General features: G+C 60.1%; 22 protein-coding genes and 1 pseudogene. 15 read left to right on the top strand and 8 right to left on the bottom strand.

Translation table 11 applies throughout. The features are described from left to right. Positions 1-135: 135 nt before the first annotated feature. The gene (locus JFT63_RS10775; protein WP_057701979.1) at positions 136-1,560 is read left to right on the top strand and encodes an aminotransferase-like domain-containing protein; all 1,425 of its coding nucleotides are present in this window, start codon (positions 136-138) and stop codon (positions 1,558-1,560) included. Between the two features lie 62 nt (positions 1,561-1,622). Next, the gene (locus JFT63_RS10770; protein WP_198843911.1) at positions 1,623-3,191 is read left to right on the top strand and encodes a phospholipase D family protein; all 1,569 of its coding nucleotides are present in this window, start codon (positions 1,623-1,625) and stop codon (positions 3,189-3,191) included. Positions 3,192-3,320: 129 nt separating this feature from the next. Here the strand turns inward: JFT63_RS10770 and JFT63_RS10765 are convergent, their stop codons facing one another. Then, positions 3,321-4,463, bottom strand: a complete 1,143-nt coding sequence (locus JFT63_RS10765; RefSeq protein WP_198843910.1) for an MFS transporter — start codon at positions 4,461-4,463, stop codon at positions 3,321-3,323. Between the two features lie 162 nt (positions 4,464-4,625). Further along, positions 4,626-6,119 carry an aldehyde dehydrogenase gene (locus JFT63_RS10760; RefSeq protein ID WP_057701976.1) on the bottom strand — a complete coding sequence of 498 codons (1,494 nt, stop codon included), beginning with the start codon at positions 6,117-6,119 and terminating at the stop codon, positions 4,626-4,628. A gap of 230 nt (positions 6,120-6,349) precedes the next feature. On the opposite strand from JFT63_RS10760, the gene JFT63_RS10755 reads away from it, so the two are divergent. Then, positions 6,350-6,712 carry a cupin domain-containing protein gene (locus JFT63_RS10755; RefSeq protein WP_198843909.1) on the top strand — a complete coding sequence of 121 codons (363 nt, stop codon included), beginning with the start codon at positions 6,350-6,352 and terminating at the stop codon, positions 6,710-6,712. Between the two features lie 71 nt (positions 6,713-6,783). On the opposite strand, the gene rpmG is transcribed toward JFT63_RS10755, so the two are convergent. Both rpmG and rpmB read right to left on the bottom strand, forming a co-directional pair. After that, entirely contained in the window at positions 6,784-6,939 is a 156-nt protein-coding gene (gene rpmG / locus JFT63_RS10750) for a 50S ribosomal protein L33 (protein ID WP_003176906.1), read from the bottom strand. Positions 6,940-6,950: 11 nt separating this feature from the next. After that, entirely contained in the window at positions 6,951-7,184 is a 234-nt protein-coding gene (gene rpmB / locus JFT63_RS10745; RefSeq protein ID WP_003176907.1) for a 50S ribosomal protein L28, read from the bottom strand. Between the two features lie 458 nt (positions 7,185-7,642). Between rpmB and JFT63_RS10740 the strand changes: the two genes are divergently transcribed. Further along, entirely contained in the window at positions 7,643-9,235 is a 1,593-nt protein-coding gene (locus tag JFT63_RS10740; RefSeq protein ID WP_057701974.1) for an ABC transporter substrate-binding protein, read from the top strand. 130 nt (positions 9,236-9,365) lie between these two features. Here JFT63_RS10740 and radC read toward each other — a convergent pair whose 3' ends face one another. Further along, positions 9,366-10,040 (bottom strand): RadC family protein, encoded by a 675-nt coding sequence (gene radC / locus JFT63_RS10735; RefSeq protein WP_057701973.1) that lies wholly within the window; start codon positions 10,038-10,040, stop codon positions 9,366-9,368. Positions 10,041-10,183: 143 nt separating this feature from the next. Here radC and coaBC point away from each other — a divergent pair, with 143 nt between their 5' ends. The 5 genes and pseudogenes from coaBC to argB all read left to right on the top strand — a co-directional run bounded on the left by coaBC (position 10,184) and on the right by argB (position 14,441). Beyond that, positions 10,184-11,392, top strand: coding sequence for a bifunctional phosphopantothenoylcysteine decarboxylase/phosphopantothenate--cysteine ligase CoaBC (coaBC, locus tag JFT63_RS10730; protein WP_015886530.1), 1,209 nt, complete (start codon positions 10,184-10,186; stop codon positions 11,390-11,392). Positions 11,393-11,397: 5 nt separating this feature from the next. Beyond that, positions 11,398-11,853 carry a dUTP diphosphatase gene (gene dut, locus JFT63_RS10725; RefSeq protein ID WP_010207501.1) on the top strand — a complete coding sequence of 152 codons (456 nt, stop codon included), beginning with the start codon at positions 11,398-11,400 and terminating at the stop codon, positions 11,851-11,853. A 67-nt stretch (positions 11,854-11,920) separates the two neighbouring features. Further along, a complete protein-coding gene (locus JFT63_RS10720) occupies positions 11,921-12,121 on the top strand; it encodes a hypothetical protein (protein ID WP_198843908.1) in 201 nt (66 codons plus the stop codon). Then, positions 12,112-13,515: pseudogene (locus JFT63_RS10715) on the top strand (phosphomannomutase/phosphoglucomutase); the annotation flags it as partial. The gene JFT63_RS10720 and the pseudogene JFT63_RS10715, both read left to right, overlap by 10 nt. 20 nt (positions 13,516-13,535) lie before the next feature. Next, on the top strand, positions 13,536-14,441 hold the full coding sequence (argB, locus tag JFT63_RS10710; protein ID WP_003213275.1) for an acetylglutamate kinase: 906 nt from the start codon (positions 13,536-13,538) through the stop codon (positions 14,439-14,441). 166 nt (positions 14,442-14,607) lie between these two features. Here the strand turns inward: argB and pyrE are convergent, their stop codons facing one another. Next, complete coding sequence (gene pyrE / locus JFT63_RS10705; RefSeq protein ID WP_198843907.1) at positions 14,608-15,252, bottom strand: orotate phosphoribosyltransferase; 645 nt, start codon at positions 15,250-15,252, stop codon at positions 14,608-14,610. Between the two features lie 82 nt (positions 15,253-15,334). On the opposite strand from pyrE, the gene JFT63_RS10700 reads away from it, so the two are divergent. Next, complete coding sequence (locus JFT63_RS10700; RefSeq protein WP_003195493.1) at positions 15,335-16,114, top strand: exodeoxyribonuclease III; 780 nt, start codon at positions 15,335-15,337, stop codon at positions 16,112-16,114. A gap of 59 nt (positions 16,115-16,173) precedes the next feature. On the opposite strand, the gene JFT63_RS10695 is transcribed toward JFT63_RS10700, so the two are convergent. Together JFT63_RS10695 and rph are read right to left on the bottom strand one after the other, a co-directional pair. Then, positions 16,174-16,542: a DUF4870 domain-containing protein gene (locus JFT63_RS10695; RefSeq protein WP_057701970.1), complete on the bottom strand. Its 369-nt coding sequence runs from the start codon at positions 16,540-16,542 to the stop codon at positions 16,174-16,176. Positions 16,543-16,565: 23 nt separating this feature from the next. Beyond that, entirely contained in the window at positions 16,566-17,288 is a 723-nt protein-coding gene (rph, locus tag JFT63_RS10690; protein ID WP_057701969.1) for a ribonuclease PH, read from the bottom strand. A 184-nt stretch (positions 17,289-17,472) separates the two neighbouring features. Between rph and JFT63_RS10685 the strand changes: the two genes are divergently transcribed. The 5 genes from JFT63_RS10685 to JFT63_RS10665 all read left to right on the top strand — a co-directional run bounded on the left by JFT63_RS10685 (position 17,473) and on the right by JFT63_RS10665 (position 21,969). After that, positions 17,473-18,336, top strand: a complete 864-nt coding sequence (locus JFT63_RS10685; RefSeq protein ID WP_057701968.1) for a YicC/YloC family endoribonuclease — start codon at positions 17,473-17,475, stop codon at positions 18,334-18,336. A 10-nt stretch (positions 18,337-18,346) separates the two neighbouring features. Continuing rightward, complete coding sequence (gmk, locus tag JFT63_RS10680) at positions 18,347-18,967, top strand: guanylate kinase (RefSeq protein ID WP_003213284.1); 621 nt, start codon at positions 18,347-18,349, stop codon at positions 18,965-18,967. A 167-nt stretch (positions 18,968-19,134) separates the two neighbouring features. Beyond that, positions 19,135-19,398 carry a DNA-directed RNA polymerase subunit omega gene (gene rpoZ / locus JFT63_RS10675; protein WP_057701967.1) on the top strand — a complete coding sequence of 88 codons (264 nt, stop codon included), beginning with the start codon at positions 19,135-19,137 and terminating at the stop codon, positions 19,396-19,398. A 60-nt stretch (positions 19,399-19,458) separates the two neighbouring features. After that, complete coding sequence (gene spoT, locus JFT63_RS10670) at positions 19,459-21,564, top strand: bifunctional GTP diphosphokinase/guanosine-3',5'-bis pyrophosphate 3'-pyrophosphohydrolase (RefSeq protein WP_005792489.1); 2,106 nt, start codon at positions 19,459-19,461, stop codon at positions 21,562-21,564. A 24-nt stretch (positions 21,565-21,588) separates the two neighbouring features. Then, a complete protein-coding gene (locus tag JFT63_RS10665) occupies positions 21,589-21,969 on the top strand; it encodes a RidA family protein (protein ID WP_003176922.1) in 381 nt (126 codons plus the stop codon). Positions 21,970-22,025: the final 56 nt, after the last annotated feature.

The following is a 22,025-nucleotide window of genomic DNA, read 5'->3' as shown; positions in this document are numbered from 1 at the left end:
GTGACTAGGATGAAGGCACGGGCAAAACCATTACAGATCCAGCCAGTTTTTATTAAATCCATACAGATACTGCCTAAGGATGGCTGAATCCTGTATTTTCACTGCATCTGTACTGGTCCATCAGGAGTGACCGTCATGACCCTTTACGTCAACCTCGCTGAATTGCTGGGCACTCGCATCGAGCAAGGCTTCTATCGCCCCGGTGATCGCTTGCCCTCCGTGCGCGCCTTGAGCGTGGAACACGGGGTCAGCCTGAGCACCGTGCAGCAGGCCTATCGGTTGCTGGAAGACAACGGCCTGGCGATGCCAAAGCCCAAGTCCGGTTACTTTGTACCGGCTGGCCGCGAGCTGCCGGCCCTGCCGGAGATAGGCCGCCCGGCCCAACGACCGGTAGAGATTTCCCAATGGGACCAGGTGCTTGAACTGATTCGCGCGGTGCCCCGCAAAGATGTCATACAGATGGGCCGCGGTATGCCGGATGTATTGTCACCCACCCTGAAACCTTTGCTGCGTAGCCTGGCGCGGGTGAGTCGTCGCCAGGATCTGCCGGGCCTGTATTACGACAACATCCTCGGCTGTATGGAGTTGCGCGAGCAAATTGCTCGGCTGTCGCTGGACGCCGGCTGCCAACTGACCGCCGAAGACATCGTGATCACTACCGGCTGCCATGAGGCGTTGTCGGCCAGCATCCGTGCGATCTGCGAGCCCGGCGATATTGTCGCGGTGGACTCGCCCAGCTTCCATGGCGCCATGCAGACCCTCAAGGGCCTGGGTATGAAAGCCCTGGAAATCCCCACCGACCCGATCACCGGCATTAGCCTGGAAGCGCTGGAACTGGCGCTGGAACAGTGGCCGATCAAAGTCATCCAGCTCACGCCCAACTGCAACAATCCGTTGGGCTACATCATGCCGGAGGCGCGCAAACGCGCACTGCTGACCCTGGCTCAGCGCTATGACGTGGCTATCATTGAAGACGATGTGTATGGCGAATTGGCCTACAGCTACCCACGCCCGCGCACGATCAAATCCTTCGATGACGATGGCCGTGTGCTGCTCTGCAGCTCGTTCTCCAAGACCCTGGCACCCGGACTGCGCATTGGCTGGGTCGCGCCGGGACGCTACCTGGACCGGGTGCTGCACATGAAGTACATCAGCACCGGCTCTACCGCCACCCAGCCGCAGATTGCGATTGCCGAATTTCTCAAAAATGGCCATTTCGAACCGCATTTGCGTCGGATGCGTACGCAATACCAGCGCAATCGCGACTTGATGCTCGACTGGGTGAGCCGCTACTTCCCGGCCGGCACTCGCGCCAGTCGGCCACAGGGCAGCTTCCTGCTGTGGATCGAACTGCCGGAGGGCTTCGACACCTTGAAGCTCAACCGCGTGCTGGTGGAACAAGGCGTACAGGTAGCGGTAGGCAGCATCTTTTCTGCCTCCGGCAAATACCGTAACTGCCTGCGCATGAATTACGCGGCCAAGCCAACCCCACAGATTGAAGAAGCGGTGCGCAAAGTGGGCGCCGCCGCAAGCAAGATGCTGCTGGAAACGATGCACTGACCTTTCGCCAGAAAAGGCCGTCATATAACGATAATCGCCCTGACCTGGAAGCAGCTCCCTTGATGATTCGACGGCTATTACCGTTTTTCCTGTTGGGCACCCTGGCCCTGGGCGGCTGCGCCACGGTCGACACACCGCGTATACCCAGTGACGCCATGCCAGCGAACGACTCGTCCTTCGGCCGCTCGATCCAGGCCCAGGCGGCGCCGCACCAGGGGCGCTCGGGTTTTCGCTTGCTGCCCAACAGCAGTGAAGCCTTCATGGCGCGCGCCGAGCTGATCCGCAACGCCCAAACCAGCCTGGATCTGCAGTACTACATCGTTCACGACGGCATCAGCACCCGTATGCTGGTGGATGAACTGCTCAAGGCCGCCGACCGCGGCGTGCGCGTGCGTATTCTGCTGGACGACACCACCAGCGACGGCCTCGACCAGATCATCGCCACCCTCGCCGCTCACCCTAAAATCGAAATCCGCCTGTTCAACCCGCTGCACCTGGGGCGCAGTACCGGCGTTACACGGGCCATGGGCCGGGTATTCAACCTGTCACTGCAACATCGGCGCATGCACAACAAACTGTGGCTGGCCGATAACAGCGTGGCCATTGTGGGCGGTCGCAATCTGGGGGACGAATATTTCGACGCTGAGCCCAACCTGAACTTCACCGATATCGACATGCTCAGCGTCGGGCCGGTGGCAGAGCAACTGGGTCACAGTTTCGATCAGTACTGGAACAGCGCCTTGAGCAAACCTATCGATGAGTTTGTCTCGAAGATGCCGTCCAAAATCGATCTGGCCGTCGCTCGCGGGCGCCTGGAAGCTTCATTGGCGCAATCGCGCCAGCAGAACCACGCGCTGTATAACCGCCTGCGTACCTACCAGACCCAACCACGCATGGACATCTGGCGCCGCGAGCTGATTTGGGCCTGGAACCAGGCGCTGTGGGACGCACCGAGCAAGGTACTGGCCAAGGCTGACCCGGACCCGCAGTTGCTGCTCACCACCCAATTGGCGCCGGAGCTGGAGGGGGTCAGCCGCGAACTGATCATGATTTCGGCGTACTTCGTTCCGGGGCCGCCCGGGCTGGTGTACCTGACGGGTCGGGCTGATGCCGGGGTGTCGGTGAAGTTGCTGACCAATTCCCTTGAAGCCACTGACGTACCGGCCGTGCACGGCGGCTACGCGCCCTATCGCAAGGCATTGCTGGAACATGGAGTCAAACTTTATGAGCTGCGCCGACAACCCGGAGACCCCAGCGCCAGCAGCGGCCCGCACCTCTTTCGTCGAGGCAGCCTCTACGGTTCCGATTCCAGCCTGCACAGCAAGGCGATGATCTTTGATCGCGAGAAGTCATTTATCGGCTCGTTCAATTTCGACCCGCGCTCGGTGCTGTGGAACACCGAAGTCGGCGTGCTGGTGGACAGCCCCGAACTGGCCGAACACGTACGCAACCTGGCGCTGGAAGGTATGTCGCCGGCGCTGAGCTATGAGGCGAAATTGCAGGATGGCAATGTAGTGTGGGTGACCGAGGACAACGGGCAACTGCACACCCTGACCCGCGAGCCCGGCAGCTGGTGGCGCCGCTTCAATGCCTGGTTCGCCACCAGCGTCGGCCTGGAACGTATGCTCTAACAGTGCGACAGATCACCTGTAGGAGTGAGCTTGCTCGCGAAAAACGTTAACGATGACGCGTTCATGCTGGATAAACGCGGCGCCTTCAAGTTCTTCGCGAGCAAGCTCGCTCCTACAATTGATTGCATTTCAGGCAGGTTGCGTTGCGCCAAACGCCCCTTGGCGCAGCAACAATACCACCAGCCCCAACGCCCCCGCCGCCATCAGCAACGGCAGTGCGTGACCGCTGACCCACTGGCTGCCCGCACCGGCCACCAGCGGTCCGATCAGGCAACCAATGCCCCAGAGCTGCGCCACGTGGGCATTGGCGCGCACCAGCGCGTCGTCACGGTAGCGCTCGCCAATCAAAATCAGCGACAAGGTAAACAGCCCACCCGCGCTGGCGCCGAACAGCACCCACACTGGCCAGATCAGCAACGTGTGCATCAACAACGGAATCGCCAGGCTCGATGCCAGCAACAGCAGCGCACACCCCAGGAACAACGTGCGGCGCGGCAAATAGTCGGCCAGGGCGCCGATGGGTAATTGCAGCAACGCATCACCCACGACCACCGTGCTGACCATCGCCAAGGCGATTTCGGCAGTGAAGCCCTGTTGCAGGCAGTACACCGGCAACAGCGTCAGGATCATCGCTTCGAACGCCGCGAATAACGCCACCGCCCAGGCAATCGCGGGCAGGCTCAGGCAAAAGCGCCACAGCTCGCTGAAAGTGACGCTGAACGCATCAGCCGTGGGCGCCCCGGATCGCCCCAGCAACAGCAGCGGCGCCACGAGCAAAAGGCCAACGCCTACCCAGAACCCGTAATCATGATCGGTGCCCATCAGGCCCAGCAGCAAGGGTCCGGACAGTTGGCTCAAGGCATAAGTGCAGCCATACAGCGCCACCAAACGGCCACGCCACTGCTCGACCACCAATTGGTTGATCCAGCTTTCGCCCAGGATAAATACGATGGTCAGGATCACCCCGATCATCAACCGCAGCACCAGCCACACCGGGTAGCTGGGCAGGATCGCCAGCAAGCCGATAGACAGCGCCCCCGCCCACAGGCACAAGCGCATCAGGTTGGCAGTGCCGAGCCAGGACGCCATTCGGCTGGAGACCTTGGCCCCCAGCAATACGCCGAACGCCGGCATCGCGGCCATCACGCCAATGGCGAAGCTGCCGTAGCCCCAGCCTTCCAGGCGCAGGGATACCAACGGCATACTCACGCCCAGGGCCAGGCCAACACTGAGTACCGAGGCCAGGACGGCGAAATAAGTCGCCCAACGCATTGCCACGCTCCTGTGGATAAATTTTCGATTGTGCAAAACGAACTGTAGGAGCGAGCTTGCTCGCGAAAAACGTTAACGATGACGCGTTCATGCTGGATAAACGCGGCGCCTTCAAGTTCTTCGCGAGCAAGCTCGCTCCTACAGGAGGATCAGCAGTGCTGCTTAGAGTTTGATCCAGGTCGCCTTCAGCTCGGTGTACTTGTCGAACGCATGCAGCGACTTGTCGCGGCCATTACCTGACTGTTTGAAACCACCAAACGGTGCGGTCATGTCGCCGCCATCGTACTGGTTAACCCAGACGCTGCCGGCACGCAGGGCTTTAGCGGTCAGGTGCGCCTTGGAGATATCCGCCGTCCACACCGCTGCGGCCAGGCCGTATTGGGTGTCGTTGGCAATGGCGATGGCTTCTTCTGCGCTGTCGAAGGTGAGCACCGACAATACCGGGCCGAAGATTTCTTCCTGGGCAATTTTCATGGCGTTGGTCACACCGTCGAAAATGGTTGGCTCGACGTAGGTGCCACCGGTTTCTTCCAGTGTGCGCTTACCGCCGGCGACCAGCTTGGCACCGTCAGCATGACCGGACTCAATGTACGACAGCACGTTGTTCATTTGCTGCGTATCCACCAGCGCACCCACGTTGGTGGCCGGGTCCAACGGGTTGCCCGGCTTCCAGCCTTTGAGCGCCTCGATCACCAGCGGCAGAAAGGTGTCCTTGATAGAACGCTCCACGAGCAGGCGCGAACCGGCAGTGCAGACTTCGCCCTGGTTGAAGGCGATGGCGCCGGCCGCGGATTCGGCGGCGGCTTGCAGATCCGGCGCATCGGCAAATACGATATTGGGGCTCTTGCCACCAGCTTCCAGCCACACGCGCTTCATGTTCGATTCGCCGGAGCGGATCAGCAGTTGCTTGGCGATCTTGGTAGAGCCAGTGAACACCAGGGTGTCAACGTCCATATGCACCGCCAGGGCGTTCCCCACGGTGTGGCCATAGCCAGGCAATACGTTGAACACGCCTTTTGGAATGCCGGCCTCAACGGCCAGGGCGGCGATACGGATGGCGGTCAGCGGGGATTTTTCGGACGGTTTGAGGATCACCGAATTACCGGTGGACAACGCCGGGCCGAGTTTCCAGCAGGCCATCATCAACGGGAAGTTCCACGGCACGATGGCGCCGACCACGCCGACTGGCTCGCGGGTCACCAGGCCAAGTTGATCATGGGGGGTGGCTGCGACTTCGTCGTAGATCTTGTCGATGGCCTCGCCGCTCCAGCTCAGGGCATTTGCCGCGCCGGGAACGTCGATGTTCAGGGAGTCGCTGATCGGCTTGCCCATGTCCAGGGTTTCAAGCAGTGCCAGCTCTTCGGCATTGGCCTTGAGCAGCGCGGCGAAACGGATCATGGTGGCTTTACGCTTGGCCGGCGCCAGGCGCGACCAGACACCGGAATTGAAAGTGGCGCGGGCGTTTTCCACAGCGCGCTCGGCGTCAGCCACGTCACAGCTGGCGACAGTGGCCAGCAGACGACCGTCCACCGGGCTGATGCATTCGAAGGTGTCACCGGAAACGGCGGCGGTGTATTCGCCATTGATGTAGGCGCGGCCTTCGATCTTCAGGTCCTTGGCGCGTTGTTCCCAGTCGGCACGGGTCAGGGTGGTCATGCGAGTGTCCTCCTCTTATTGAATACAGGGCCAGGCGGATGTCCCCCCGGCAGCCTCAAAGAATTCTTGCCCGCCAGCCATCGGTTCGGCGCAAGGCAGCTGCCACCCTAAACCAGCGGCTGGGGATGTTTCAATATATTTGACATAACGGCAGTAAACGCCCTTGCGATGTTCATTTTAATAAACATAGACTTTGGGCTCTCCAACCGCAGGCCAGACGGGACACGCACATGAGCATCCAGGATATCGTCGACTTCAGCCAAGCCAGCACGGCCCCCGAACGCTACCGCCCTGGCGCGGAAAAAATCCTCAAGGGCGATCCCGAGCAAACGATCTACAACCACTACAACAGCCCGTGCGGCCAGATGAATGCCGGGGTATGGGAAGGTGAAGTCGGGCAGTGGAAGGTCAATTACACCGAGCACGAATACTGCGAAATTGTGCAGGGGGTTTCCGTACTGCGTGACGCCGAGGGCAACGCCAAGACCTTGCGTGCCGGCGACCGCTTTGTGATCCCCGCCGGTTTCAGCGGTACCTGGGAAGTACTGGAAGCGTGCCGCAAGATCTACGTGGTGTTCGAAGAAAAAGCCTGATCAGCAAATCCCAGGCAAAAAAAAGCCCGTATCGTGAGATACGGGCTTTTTTTCACAAGGAAGAAAATCAATTACTTGATTTTGCCTTCTTTGTAGATCACGTGCTTGCGAACGCGCGGGTCGAACATTTTCTTTTCGAGCTTGTCCGGGGTAGTACGCTTGTTCTTGTCGGTAGTGTAGAAGTGACCAGTACCGGCGCTAGAGATCATTCGAATCAATTCACGCATGATAGAGCTCCTTAGATCTTGCCGGCGGCGCGGATTTCGGCCAGCACGACAGTGATGCCACGCTTGTCGATAATACGCATGCCTTTGGCAGATACACGCAGGCGAACAAAACGTTTCTCTTCTTCAACCCAGAAGCGGTGATGCTGCAGGTTCGGCAGGAAACGACGACGGGTTTTGTTATTTGCGTGGGAAATGTTATTCCCAGTCACCGGACCCTTACCGGTAACTTGACAGACTCTCGACATGCCTCAGCCCTCTAAAACCACATGCCCAACCCGGCATGGGTTGGCCGCTTAATCTCTCAGTCATTTGGCGCCAGGCGCCGCGTTTCTTTAGGGTCTTACCGGCTACACCTACAAGCGAAGGAACCGGGCCCCTAGAAAAGAGCGCTGCTTTATACCAGAAAGACCCCAGTGCAACAACAGCCCGTGTGTTTTTACCTGAGTAATTCTTGGTACCAAACGCCTGAACCGCTGCCAGGAGGGGCCGCTGTAACAGCCGACCGCTCGTCGCACAGAATGTTTTCCAGCGCCCGCAGGCACGGCTAAGTGCAAGGCGAAACGCGCTGAGGCGCCATCAAAACAGCATTTTGGCCAAAAGCACAGGCAAAAATGGGCTAGTCATTTATCAATCAGACCTCTACGGTAGGCTTTTTCCAGACTGCACTCGCAGATGGGCCTTCGATCTGCACAGGAAACCGAATATGCGCCTCGCTGCCCTACCGCTACTGCTTGCCCCACTCTTTATCGCACCGATGGCCGTTGCGGCCACCAACCTGAGCGTCTGCACCGAGGCCAGCCCCGAAGGGTTCGATGTGGTGCAGTACAACTCACTGACCACCACCAATGCCTCGGCGGATGTGCTGATGAACCGCCTGGTGGACTTTGATGCGGCCAGCGGCAAGCTGGTACCGAGCCTGGCAGACAGCTGGGAAGTTTCCCCCGATGGCCTGACCTACACCTTCAAGCTGCACCCTGGCGTGAAATTTCACCGCACCGATTACTTCAGCCCAAGCCGCACGCTGACCGCCGAAGACGTGCGTTTCAGCTTCGAGCGCATGCTCGACCCGGCCAACCCATGGCACAAGATCGCCCAGAGCGGCTTCCCTCACGCCCAGTCCCTGCAATTGCCGACACTGGTCAAGAAGATCGACGCCCTCGATCCGTTGACGGTACGCTTCACTCTCGACCACGCCGATTCCACCTTCCTCCCGGCGTTGAGTATGGGTTTTGCTTCGATCTACCCGGCTGAATATGCCGACAAACTGCTTAAGGCCGGCACGCCCGAGAAGCTCAACAGCCAGCCCATCGGCACCGGCCCGTTCGTGTTCGTGCGCTTCCAAAAGGATGCCGTGGTGCGCTACAAGGCCAACCCGGACTATTTCGCGGGCAAACCGTCTGTGGATAACTTGATTTTCGCCATCACCCCGGATGCCAACGTACGTCTCCAGAAACTGCATCGCAATGAGTGCCAGATCGCCCTGTCGCCCAAGCCCCTGGATGTGGGCGAGGCGGAGAAAGACCCTGCGCTCAAAGTGGAAAAAACCGCCGCTTTCATGACCGCATTCGTGGCCATCAACAGCCAGCACCCGCCGCTGGACAAGCCCGAAGTACGCCAGGCGATCAACCTGGCCTTTGACAAGGACAGCTACCTCAAGGCCGTCTTCGAGGGCACCGCCGAAGCGGCCAACGGTGTCTACCCGCCCAATACCTGGAGCTATGCCAAGGATTTGCCAGGCTACCCACAGAATCTGACCAAGGCCAAGGCGCTGCTCGAGCGTGCCGGGCTCAAGGACGGCTTCAAAACCACGATATGGACGCGCCCTACCGGCAGCCTGCTGAACCCCAACCCAAACCTCGGCGCCCAACTGCTACAGGCGGACCTGGCCAAGATTGGCATCCAGGCCGAGATTCGTGTGATCGAATGGGGCGAGTTGATTCGCCGCGCCAAGGCCGGCGAGCACGACCTGCTGTTCATGGGCTGGGCTGGCGACAACGGCGACCCGGATAACTTCCTGACGCCGCAGTTCTCCTGCGCCGCGGTGAAGTCCGGCACCAACTTCGCCCGCTACTGCGACCCCGCGCTGGATAAGTTGATCAGCGCCGGCAAAACCACCAGCGAGCAAGGCGTGCGCACCAAGCTGTATCAACAGGCCCAGGCGCAGATCCAGCAACAGGCGCTGTGGCTACCGCTGGCGCACCCGACGGCGTTCGCATTGGCGCGCAAGAATATCGAGGGTTACCAGGTAAGCCCTTTCGGCCGCCAGGATTATTCGAAGGTCAGCCTCAAGCCCTAAGGCGCAACCCACTTCCCTGTAGGAGCGAGCTTGCTCGCAAAGACCGTCAACGATAACGCGCAGAATCCAGTGCCCTGCGCAGTTCTCGGTTTTTTCGCGAGCATGCTCGCTCCTGCAGAGCCAGAGGTGGTTATACCCAGCCGTATTCAGCCATCGACAGCGGATCACCATCCCCCACGATGATGTGATCCAGCACCCGCACATCCACCACCTCCAACGCCTTCTGCAGCATTTTGGTCAATCTGCGATCAGCCGCACTGGGCTCCGCATTCCCGGAGGGGTGGTTGTGGCACAAAATCACCGCTGCCGCGTTGTGCGCCAGGGCACGCTTGACCACTTGCCGCGGGTAAACAATCGCAGTGTCGATGGTGCCCTGAAACAACGCCTCGAACCCCAGCACGCGATGCTTTGAGTCCAGAAACAGACAGCCGAATATCTCATGGGGCTCATGGCGCAACAGCGCCTTGAGGTATTGGCGCACAGCCAGCGGGCTCTCCAGTACCGAGTCCGCGCGCAAGCGTTCGGCCAGATGGCGCCGGGACATTTCCAGCACCGCCTGCAATTGGGCGAATTTCGCCGGCCCCAGCCCCAGATGCTGGCTGAACAGCGTCTGACTGGCCTCCAACAGCGGGCGCAGGCCGCCAAACTGCGCCAGCAGATGACGCGCCAGGTCCACCGCGCTTCGACCGGCAACCCCGGTACGCAGGAAGATCGCCAACAGTTCGGCATCGGACAGGCTCGCCGCGCCGCCTTCCAACAGCTTCTCCCGTGGACGCTCCGCCACGGGCCAATCACGAATACTCATCCCACCTCCGTCTGTATCTGCTGCGCTGTTGCGCGGCAGACGCTGTGTTATCGTAGGCCCTCTTTTTTGCATGCGATTTCACCTGGGGAGGGGTCATCGCAGGCGTCACTGAACTGGCATCACTGAACTGGAAAGGCAAACCAATGCAGCGTCTGTATCGGAAACGCATCGTTCTCGGCGTCGGCGGCGGCATTGCCGCCTACAAGAGCGCAGAGTTGGTTCGCAGGCTCCTGGACCAGGGCGCCGAAGTGCGCGTGGTCATGACCCGTGGCGGCAGTGAGTTCATCACCCCGCTGACCATGCAGGCCCTGTCCGGCCACCCGGTTCACCTCGACCTGCTGGACCCGGCGGCCGAAGCCGCCATGGGCCACATCGAACTGGCCAAATGGGCCGACCTGGTACTGATCGCCCCGGCCACCGCCGACCTGATCGCCCGCCTGGCCCAGGGCATCGCCGATGACCTGCTGACCACCCTGGTATTGGCCACCGACGCCACCGTCGCGATCGCTCCGGCCATGAACCAGGCCATGTGGCGCGACCCGGCCACCCAAGCCAACACCCAACTTCTGCAAAGCCGCGGCCTCAAGGTGTTTGGCCCCGCCTCCGGCAGCCAGGCCTGTGGCGACGTCGGCATGGGCCGGATGCTCGAAGCCACCGACCTTGCGCTATGCGCCGCCGAGTGTTTCCAGCACCTGGCCCTGACCGGCAAGCACGTGCTGATCACCGCAGGCCCGACCCAGGAAAACATCGACCCGGTGCGCTACATCACCAACCATAGCTCAGGAAAAATGGGCTTTGCGCTGGCAGAAGCTGCGGTCGAGGCAGGCGCACGGGTGACCTTGATCACAGGTCCCGTGCATTTGCCGACCCCTGATCGCGTCACGCGAATCGACGTAGTCAGCGCCCGGGACATGCTGGCGGCCTGTGAAGCCGCCATTCCCTGCGACCTGTTCATCGCCTCGGCAGCGGTTGCGGATTACCGCCCGGAAGTCGTGGCCCCGCAAAAGCTCAAGAAAGACCCTACAAGCGGCGACGGCCTGCTCCTGCAAATGGTGCGCAACCCGGACATCCTGGCCACCATCGCCACCCGTCCGGACCGTCCGTTCAGTGTTGGTTTCGCTGCCGAGACCGAGCACCTGCTGGACTACGCCGCACGTAAATTGAAAGATAAAAACCTCGACTTGATCGTTGCCAATGATGTCGCCAACCCGAGCATCGGCTTCAACAGCGAGGAAAATGCCTGCAGCGTGATCGATCGCGAGCTGCACGCCACCCTTTTCGCCCAGACCAGCAAGGGCAAGATTGCCCGCCAACTGATCTCTTTTATCGCCCAACGGCTGAACCAGGTTTAATTTTCATGCACGCTTTGCAAGCCAAGATCCTCGACCCCCGCATCGGCAACGAATTCCCGCTGCCCGCCTACGCCACACCGGGCTCCGCCGGCCTGGACCTGCGCGCCATGCTCAAGGAGGACACCGTCCTTGAGCCGGGCCAGACCCTCCTGATCCCGACCGGCCTGTCGATCTACGTCGGCGACCCGGGCCTGGCGGCGCTGATCCTGCCGCGCTCCGGCCTGGGCCATAAACATGGCATCGTGCTCGGTAACCTGGTCGGCCTGATCGACTCCGATTATCAGGGCGAACTGATGGTCTCGTGCTGGAACCGTGGCCAGACCGCCTTCAACATCGCGGTCGGCGAGCGCATTGCCCAGCTGGTATTGGTGCCCGTGGTACAGGCGCACTTCGAACTGGTCGAAGAGTTCGACGAAACCCAGCGTGGTGCAGGCGGTTTCGGGCATTCCGGCAGCCACTGACTAAGCTGAATCAGGCCAGACACCCTCGTCTGGCCCGATGCCACCGCATGGCGTTCCAGGATGAAGAATGCGTAAATCTCACAAGCGAAATTTACCTAGTGAAATCAACGAGTTACGCAGCCATGCGGGCAAAGCCATGACCCCGATGGCACTTTTACACCACGAACTCTCTGCCGAAAACGCCGTCATACCCTTCAGTTTGAGCCTGCCGGCCAGCCACATTTCAGGCCAGCCCTGCCCCTTTCAGATGGAGTTCTCCCCGCGATGAGTACCGCAGCCCGCGTAGCCCCGACCTTTCCCGACAGCATTTTTCGCGCCTATGACATTCGTGGCGTGGTACCCAAGACCCTGACCGCCGAAACCGCCTACTGGATTGGCCGCGCCATCGGTTCGCAGAGCCTGGCCCAGGGCGAGCCCAACGTCTCGGTGGGTCGTGACGGCCGTTTGTCCGGCCCCGAACTGGTCGAGCAACTGATCCAGGGCCTGGCCGACAGCGGTTGCCATGTCAGCGACGTCGGCCTGGTGCCGACACCCGCGCTGTACTACGCCGCCAACGTACTGGCCGGCAAATCCGGGGTCATGCTCACCGGTAGTCACAACCCGTCGGACTACAACGGCTTCAAGATCGTCATCGCTGGCGATACGCTGGCCAATGAACAGATCCAGGCCCTGCACACCCGCCTGAAGACCAATGACCTGACCAGCGGCACCGGCAGCATCACCAAGGTCGACATCCTGCAACGCTACTCCGATGAAATCACTCGCGATGTCAAACTCGCCCGCCGCCTAAAAGTGGTGGTGGATTGCGGCAACGGCGCGGCTGGCGTGATCGCCCCGCAACTGCTCGAAGCCCTGAACTGCGAAGTGATCCCGCTGTTCTGCGATGTCGACGGCAACTTCCCCAATCACCACCCGGACCCGGGCAAACCGGAAAACCTGGTAGACCTGATCGCCAAGGTCAAGGAAGTGGGCGCCGACGTCGGCCTGGCCTTCGATGGCGACGGCGACCGCGTGGGCGTGGTGACCGAAACCGGCGAGATCGTCTTCCCCGACCGCCTGCTGATGCTGTTTGCCCGTGACGTAGTGGCGCGCAACCCCAACGCCGAGATCATCTTCGACGTGAAATGCACCCGCCGTCTGACACCACTGATCAAGGAATACGGCGGTCGCCCGCTAATGTGGAAGACCGGTCATTCGTTGATCAAAAAGAAAATGAAGGAAACCGGCGCACTCTTGGCCGGCGAAATGAGCGGCCACGTATTCTTCAAGGAGCGCTGGTTCGGGTTTGACGACGGCATTTACAGCGCCGCTCGTCTGCTGGAGATCCTCAGCAAGGAAAAATCCACCGCCGAAGAACTGTTTCAGACCTTCCCGAATGATATTTCTACGCCAGAGATCAATATCCATGTGACCGAGGAGAGCAAATTCAGCATCATTGACGCATTGCACGATGCGCAATGGGGTGAAGGCGCCAACCTGACCTCTATTGATGGTGTGCGAGTCGATTACGCCAAAGGCTGGGGCCTGGTTCGCGCGTCCAACACCACACCGGTGCTGGTCCTGCGTTTCGAGGCGGATACCGAGGCTGAGTTGCAGCGCATCAAGGACGTGTTCCACGCCCAGTTGAAACGTGTTGCCCCTGATCTCCAATTACCGTTCTGATTTTTTGCCCGGAGCCCTGAATGACCCTCGAACGCGAAGCCGCTGCCAACACCGCCAAGGTCCTGTCCGAAGCGTTGCCTTATATTCGACGCTACGTCGGCAAGACGCTGGTGATCAAGTACGGCGGCAATGCCATGGAAAGCGACGAGCTGAAAACCGGCTTTGCCCGCGACATCGTGCTGATGAAAGCCGTGGGGATCAACCCGGTGGTGGTCCACGGTGGCGGCCCGCAAATCGGCGACCTGCTCAAGCGCTTGTCGATCGAGAGTCACTTCATCGATGGCATGCGCGTTACTGACGCGCAGACCATGGACGTAGTGGAAATGGTCCTCGGCGGCCAGGTCAACAAAGACATCGTCAACCTGATCAACCGCCACGGCGGCAGCGCCATCGGTCTGACCGGCAAGGATGCGGAACTGATCCGCGCCAAGAAACTGACCGTGACCCGCAAGACGCCGGAGATGACCCAGCCGGAAATCATCGATATCGGCCAGGTGGGCGAAGTCATCGGCATCAACACCGATTTGCTCAACCTGCTGGTCAAGGGCGACTTTATCCCGGTAATTGCGCCGATCGGCGTGGGCGCCAATGGCGAGTCCTATAACATCAACGCCGATCTGGTAGCCGGTAAGGTGGCGGAAGCACTGAAGGCTGAAAAGCTGATGCTGCTGACCAACATCGCCGGCTTGATGGACAAGGAAGGCAAGGTACTGACCGGCCTGACTACCCAGCAGGTAGACGACCTGATCGCCGACGGCACCATCTACGGCGGCATGTTGCCGAAGATCCGTTGCGCACTGGAAGCGGTGCAGGGCGGCGTCGGCAGCTCGCTGATCCTGGATGGCCGCGTGCCAAATGCAATCCTGTTGGAAATCTTCACCGATACCGGTGTGGGCACGCTGATCAGTAACCGCAAGCGTCCTTAACCGCTGCAAAGCAAAAGGCCCCGCTCAATTGAATTGAGCGGGGCCTTTTGTTTGTAGACAGTTCACATGTGGGAGCTGGCTTGCCTGCGATGACGGCAGTACATGCAAAAATACACCGCCTGACACACCGCTATCGCGGGCAAGCCCGCTCCCAAAGGAGTCAGTGTCAGACGCCGAACTGCTCGCGGTACGCCCGCACTGCCGGCAAATGCTGCTTGAGCTGCGGGTCATCTTCCAGGAACTGCAACACCTGGTTCAACGACACAATACTTACCACCGGGATGCCGAAATCGCGCTCCACTTCCTGGATCGCCGACAACTCACCGTTGCCGCGCTCCTGGCGGTTCAGCGCGATCAGCACGCCAGCGGCCTTGGCGCCGTCCTGGGAAGCGATGACCTGCATCACTTCACGGATAGCAGTACCCGCGGTGATCACGTCATCGATGATCAGCACATCGCCGGTCAATGGCGCGCCGACCAGGCTGCCACCTTCACCATGGGCCTTGGCTTCCTTACGGTTGAAGCACCACGGCAAGTCCTGCCCGTGATGCTCTGCCAGGGCTACCGCCGTCGCCGCTGCCAGAGGAATACCCTTGTAGGCCGGGCCAAAGAGTACGTCGAAGGAAATACCGCTCTCAACGATGGCTGCCGCATAGAAACGACCCAGCTGAGCCAGGGCCGAACCCGAGTTGAACAAGCCAGCATTGAAGAAGTACGGGCTGGTGCGCCCGGACTTGAGAGTGAACTCACCGAAGCGTAAAACGCCGCGATCGATGGCAAAACGAATGAAATCGCGTTGATACGCCTGCATGAAAAAAGCCTCAGATACCACGGATTTAGCTAATTAGGTGGACGGCGTGTATCATACACGCACGCGATTTTTGGGGCCATTTATGCGGATCATCAGTGTGAACGTTAATGGTATTCAGGCTGCAGTCGAGCGTGGTTTGCTCAGTTGGCTGCAAGCCCAGAATGCCGACGTCATCTGCCTGCAGGACACCCGCGCCTCCGCCTTTGAACTGGACGACCCAGCCTTCCAACTGGATGGCTACTTCCTTTATGCCTGCGATGCCGAAGTGCCCACCCAAGGTGGCGTGGCTTTGTACTCGCGGTTGCAACCCAAGGCGGTCATCAGCGGCCTCGGCTTCGAGACAGCCGACCGCTACGGGCGCTACCTGCAAGCCGATTTCGACAAGGTCAGCATCGCGACCTTGCTGCTTCCTTCGGGGCAGAACGGCGATGAAGACTTGAACCAGAAATTCAAGCTTATGGACGATTTCGCCCGTTATCTGGATAAACAGCGGCGCAAACGTCGCGAGTACATTTATTGTGGCTCGCTGTACGTGGCGCAACAGAAGCTGGATATCAAAAACTGGCGTGACAGCCAGCAATCACCGGGCTTTTTGGCGCCGGAACGGGCCTGGATGGACGAGATTGTCGGCAACATGGGCTATGTTGATGCCCTGCGCGAAGTCAGTCGCGAAGGCGACCAGTACAGCTGGTGGCCGGATAACGAACAGGCTGAAATGCTCAACCTGGGCTGGCGTTTCGACTATCAGTTGCTGACCCCGGGCCTGCGCCGGTTCGTACGCAGCGCTCGCTTGCCACGCCAGCCGCGCTTCTCGCAGCACGCGCCACTGATCGTGGACTACGACTGGACCTTGACCATCTGAGGTCTTTTTCCAGGCACAAAAAAACCGACAGCGATGTCGGTTTTTTTGTGGCCGCTCGATTACTTGATCAGACGCCAGGTCCACGGATAACGATAGGCAATGCCCTTGTTGGCCTTGATCCCGGCAATGATCGTCAGTATCAACGCCCCTATCACCAATACGGTCATCAACAAAAAGCCGACCACCACAAAGCCCAGCACCAGACACACCAGCCAGGCGATCGCCACGGTGATCTGGAAGTTCAGGGCTTCCTTGCCCTGATCATCGATAAGCGGATCCATGTCCTTCTTGAACTGCCACAGGATCAGCGGCCCCAACAAGCTGCCGAAGGGGAATACCAACCCTGCAAACGCCGCGAAATGACACAGCATTGCCAACTGGCGTACTTCCTTGGACGGTGCCGGAACCGGCAATTGGCTGTCATTCATGGCGTTTTCTCCTCGGGACGGGCTTATTCAGCCAGTGCGGCGGTCTGCAGTGCAAAGATTTCGTTCATGCCCTTCTGGGCCAGGGCCAGCATCGCGTTCAACTCAGCCGGCTGGAATGGCGCGCCTTCGGCGGTGCCCTGCACTTCGATGAAACCACCGGTGCTGGTCATGACCACGTTCAGGTCGGTCTCGGCGGCCGAGTCTTCCAGGTAATCCAGGTCCAGCACAGGCTCGCCCTGGTACATACCGACCGACACGGCAGCGATCATCTGCTTGAGCGGGTCACCTGCTTTCAGGCCGCCACGCTTTTTGATCACTTTCAACGCGTCGACCAGGGCCACCATGGCGCCGGTGATGGATGCAGTACGGGTGCCGCCATCAGCCTGGATCACGTCGCAGTCGACGTACAGGGTCACGTCGCCCAGCTTGGACATGTCCAGAGCAGCACGCAGGGAACGGCCGATCAGGCGCTGGATTTCCAGGGTACGCCCGCCTTGCTTGCCACGGCTGGCTTCACGCTGGTTACGCTCGCCGGTGGCGCGCGGCAACATGCCGTACTCTGCGGTCAACCAGCCTTGGCCCTGACCCTTGAGGAAACGCGGCACGCCGTTTTCGACGCTGACGGTGCAAATCACCTTGGTATCGCCAAACTCGACCAGTACGGATCCCTCGGCGTGTTTGGTGTAGTTGCGGGTGATGCGGATCGAGCGGAGCTGATCGGCAGCGCGACCACTTGGACGTTTCATAGGGGATACCTGTACTGAGGACGAAAAACTGCCGAGCATTATAGAGCCGCAAGCCGGTTCGGGGCACTTCTAAAAAATCCGGTTACCAATGCCCGGGTTTGGGCGCCTCCCTCCCACTGCGCTACAATCCTGCGCCTCCAGGTCGGCCTGGCCAATTTCTATTTATCCAACGCGAGGTACCTCCATGGTGCACAGCATGACCGCCTTCGCCCGTGTCGAAAAAGCCGGCGCCCAAGGCACCCTCAGCTGGGAACTGCGCTCGGTCAACAGCCGCTACCTGGAGCCGCACCTGCGCCTGCCGGAGTCATTGCGCGACCTCGAAGGCGCCGTCCGGGAAGCACTGCGCCAGGGCATTTCCCGCGGCAAGCTGGAATGCACACTGCGCTTTACCGAAGAAACCACTGGCAAACCGCTGCAGCTGGACCGCGACCGCGCCGCCCAACTGGTGGCCGCCGCCGAAACCATCGCCGGCCTGATCAAGCAACCGGCCGCGCTGAACCCTCTGGAAGTCTTGGCCTGGCCCGGCGTACTGGTGGGCGACGCCACCGACCCGCAAGCCCTGAACGCCGAAGCACTCGCCCTGTTCAACCAGGGCCTGAAGGAGCTCAAGGCGGGCCGTGAACGCGAAGGCGCTGAACTGGCGCGCCTGATCAACGAGCGCCTGACATCGATCGAAGCCGATGTGGTCACCCTGCGCGAACTGGTGCCGCAGATGCTTGCCACCCAGCGCCAGAAGATCCTCGACCGCTTCACCGACATGAAAGCCGACCTCGACCCGACGCGACTGGAACAGGAAATGGTCCTGCTCGCCCAGAAAAGCGACGTGGCTGAAGAGCTCGACCGCCTGAGCACCCACATTCTTGAAGTACGCCGCGTGCTCAAGTCTGGTGGCGCCGCCGGTCGGCGCCTGGACTTCCTGATGCAGGAACTCAACCGCGAAGCCAATACACTGGGCTCCAAGGCGTTCGACCCGCGCAGCACCACGGCAGCGGTCAACCTCAAAGTGTTGATCGAGCAAATGCGCGAACAAGTACAGAATATTGAGTAAGGCAACCTTCATGACCCACAGCACCGGCACCCTTTACATCATTTCCGCCCCTTCGGGCGCGGGCAAGAGCAGCCTGGTCAAGGCCTTGACCGACGCTGACGAACAGATCCGCATTTCGGTGTCCCACACCACCCGCGCCATGCGCCCGGGCGAAGTCAACGGCGTGCACTATCACTTTGTCGAGCGTACCGAATTCGTCAAGATGATCGAACACGGCGACTTCCTGGAGCGCGCCGAAGTCTTCGGCAACCTCTACGGCACCTCCCAAAGCCATCTGCAGCAGACCCTGGACGAAGGCCACGACCTGATCCTGGAAATCGATTGGCAGGGCGCCGAGCAAGTGCGCCAATTGATGCCCAAGGCACGCTCGATCTTTATCCTGCCGCCGTCGCTTGAAGCGTTGCACCAGCGCCTGACCAACCGTGGCCAGGACAGCGACGAGATCATCGAAGGTCGTATGCGTGAAGCCGTCAGCGAAATGAGCCACTACGTCGACTACGACTACCTGATCATCAATGACGATTTCGCCCACGCGCTGGATGATTTGAAGGCGATTTTCCGCGCCAACCAGCTCCAGCAAAAGCGTCAACAGCAGCGTTTCGGCAAATTACTCGCTGAACTGCTCGGTTGATTAGCTCTTCCCAAAACCGCTGCAAGGGCCTTACATTGGCACTTGTAGCGGTTTTGCGAGGGCCTGCGAAAAATCAGCGCTTCCCTAAACGCTGGTGATTTTTTAAACTGCTCAGTCCGCTCGCCCAACCGGGCAGCGCGCATCTTGCATTCGCTCCGAGGAATACCATGGCCCGCGTAACCGTTGAAGACTGCCTAGAACACGTGGATAACCGCTTTGAGCTGGTCATGCTCTCTACCAAGCGTGCCCGTCAACTGGCCACTGGCGGCAAAGAGCCCCTGGTCCAGTGGGAAAACGACAAGCCTACCGTTGTAGCCCTGCGTGAAATCGCTGAAGGCCTGATGAGCTACGAGTTCATCGCCAACGCCGAAATCGTTGAAGACGAACCGCTGTTTGCAGCGTTCGAAAGCGAGTCCAACGAGGACGTCTAAGCCTATGCCTGGTCGACGTAGCACGGCGCGGGGTCACAGCCATCGGCAGGAGTTCACGCTTTGCCGAGCATAGACGCCCTCGCCGATCGCTTATCGGCCTACCTCGGCCCCGACCAGGTCAACCTGGTCCGCCGAGCGTATTTCTACGCCGAACAAGCCCACGACGGCCAGCGCCGGCGTAGCGGTGAGGCGTATGTCACCCATCCCCTTGCGGTGGCAAATATTCTGGCCGACATGCACATGGACCATCAGAGCCTGATGGCCGCGATGCTGCATGACGTGATCGAAGACACCGGCATTGCCAAGGAAGCGCTCAGCGCGCAATTTGGCGAAACCGTGGCCGAACTGGTCGACGGGGTCAGCAAACTGACCCAGATGAACTTCGAGACCAAGGCCGAAGCCCAGGCGGAAAACTTCCAGAAGATGGCCATGGCCATGGCCCGAGACATTCGGGTGATCCTGGTCAAGCTGGCCGACCGGCTGCACAACATGCGCACGCTGGAAGTGCTCTCCGGCGAAAAGCGCCGGCGCATCGCCAAGGAAACCCTGGAAATCTACGCGCCCATCGCCAACCGGCTGGGCATGCACGCCATTCGTATCGAATTCGAAGACCTTGGCTTCAAAGCCATGCACCCGATGCGTTCGGCGCGCATCTACCAGGCGGTCAAACGCGCCCGGGGCAATCGCAAGGAAATCGTCAACAAGATTGAAGAATCCCTGAGCCATTGCCTGGCGATAGACGAGATCGAAGGCGAAGTCAGTGGCCGCCAGAAGCACATCTACGGCATCTACAAGAAGATGCGCGGCAAGCGCCGGGCCTTTAACGAGATCATGGACGTGTACGCGTTCCGGATCATCGTCGACAAGGTCGACACCTGTTACCGCGTGCTGGGCGCTGTACATAATTTGTACAAACCCCTGCCGGGCCGTTTCAAGGACTACATCGCGATCCCCAAGGCCAACGGCTATCAGTCGCTGCATACCACGCTGTTCGGTATGCATGGCGTGCCAATCGAGATCCAGATCCGTACCCGCGAAATGGAAGAGATGGCCAACAACGGCATCGCTGCCCACTGGCTGTACAAATCCAGCGGCGACGAACAGCCCAAAGGCACCCATGCCCGTGCCCGCCAATGGGTCAAGGGCGTGCTGGAAATGCAGCAACGAGCCGGCAACTCCCTGGAATTCATCGAAAGCGTGAAGATTGACCTGTTTCCGGACGAGGTCTATGTGTTCACGCCCAAGGGCCGGATCATGGAGCTGCCCAAGGGCTCCACGGCGGTCGACTTTGCCTACGCAGTGCACACCGACGTCGGCAACAGCTGCATTGCCTGTCGGATCAATCGTCGCCTCGCACCGCTGTCCGAGCCGCTGCAAAGTGGCTCCACGGTCGAGATCGTCAGTGCTCCAGGCGCGCGCCCTAACCCGGCCTGGCTCAACTTTGTCGTCACCGGCAAGGCCCGAACGCATATTCGCCACGCGCTGAAACTGCAGCGCCGCTCCGAGTCCATCAGCCTGGGCGAGCGCCTGCTGAACAAGGTGCTCAACGGCTTCGACAGCGCCCTGGACAAGATTGCGCAAGAACGCGTGCAGGCGATGCTTCATGAGTATCGCCAGGAAACCATCGAAGACCTGCTCGAAGATATCGGCCTGGGCAACCGCATGGCTTATGTGGTCGCCCGTCGCCTGCTGGGCGAAGGCGAACAGCTGCCGAGCCCGGAAGGCCCGCTGGCGATTCGCGGCACCGAGGGCCTGGTGCTCAGCTATGCAAAATGCTGCACGCCGATCCCGGGCGACCCGATCGTCGGCCACCTGTCTGCGGGCAAGGGCATGGTGGTGCACCTGGACAACTGCCGCAACATCACCGAAATCCGCCACAACCCGGAAAAATGCATCCAGCTCTCGTGGGCCAAGGATGTCACCGGCGAATTCAACGTCGAGCTGCGAGTGGAACTGGAACATCAGCGCGGCCTGATCGCCCTGCTGGCCAGCAGCGTCAATGCGGCCGACGGCAATATCGAGAAAATCAGCATGGACGAACGTGATGGTCGCATCAGCGTGGTCCAACTGGTGGTCAGTGTGCACGACCGTGTGCACCTGGCCCGCGTGATCAAGAAACTGCGCGCCTTGACCGGTGTGATCCGCATCACCCGTATGCGTGCATAACCGATCCATTACAAGGAGTCATTCATGACCAAGACAGTTATCACCAGCGATAAAGCCCCAGCCGCCATCGGCACCTACTCCCAGGCGATCAAGGCGGGCAACACCGTCTACATGTCCGGCCAGATTCCGCTGGACCCAAAGACCATGGAACTGGTTGAAGGCTTCGAAGCCCAGACCGTACAAGTCTTCGAAAACCTTAAATCCGTGGCTGAGGCTGCCGGTGGTTCGTTCAAGGACATCGTCAAGCTGAACATCTTCCTCACCGACCTGAGCCATTTCGCCAAGGTCAACGAGATCATGGGCAAGTACTTCGAACAACCCTACCCAGCCCGCGCCGCCATTGGCGTTGCCGCCCTGCCAAAGGGTGCACAGGTTGAGATGGACGCCATTCTGGTCATCGAGTAAAACACCCGGCGCAGCCCCAACAGGCTGCGCCGGCTTCGTTTCATAAGGATTTCGTA

Origin of the sequence: Pseudomonas sp. MF7453 (genome assembly GCF_016405455.1) — a bacterium.
In the GTDB taxonomy this organism is placed as follows: domain Bacteria; phylum Pseudomonadota; class Gammaproteobacteria; order Pseudomonadales; family Pseudomonadaceae; genus Aquipseudomonas; species Aquipseudomonas paralactis.
The sequence above is the reverse complement of the archived record's forward strand: the minus strand, read 5'-3'. Positions and strand labels throughout refer to the sequence as shown.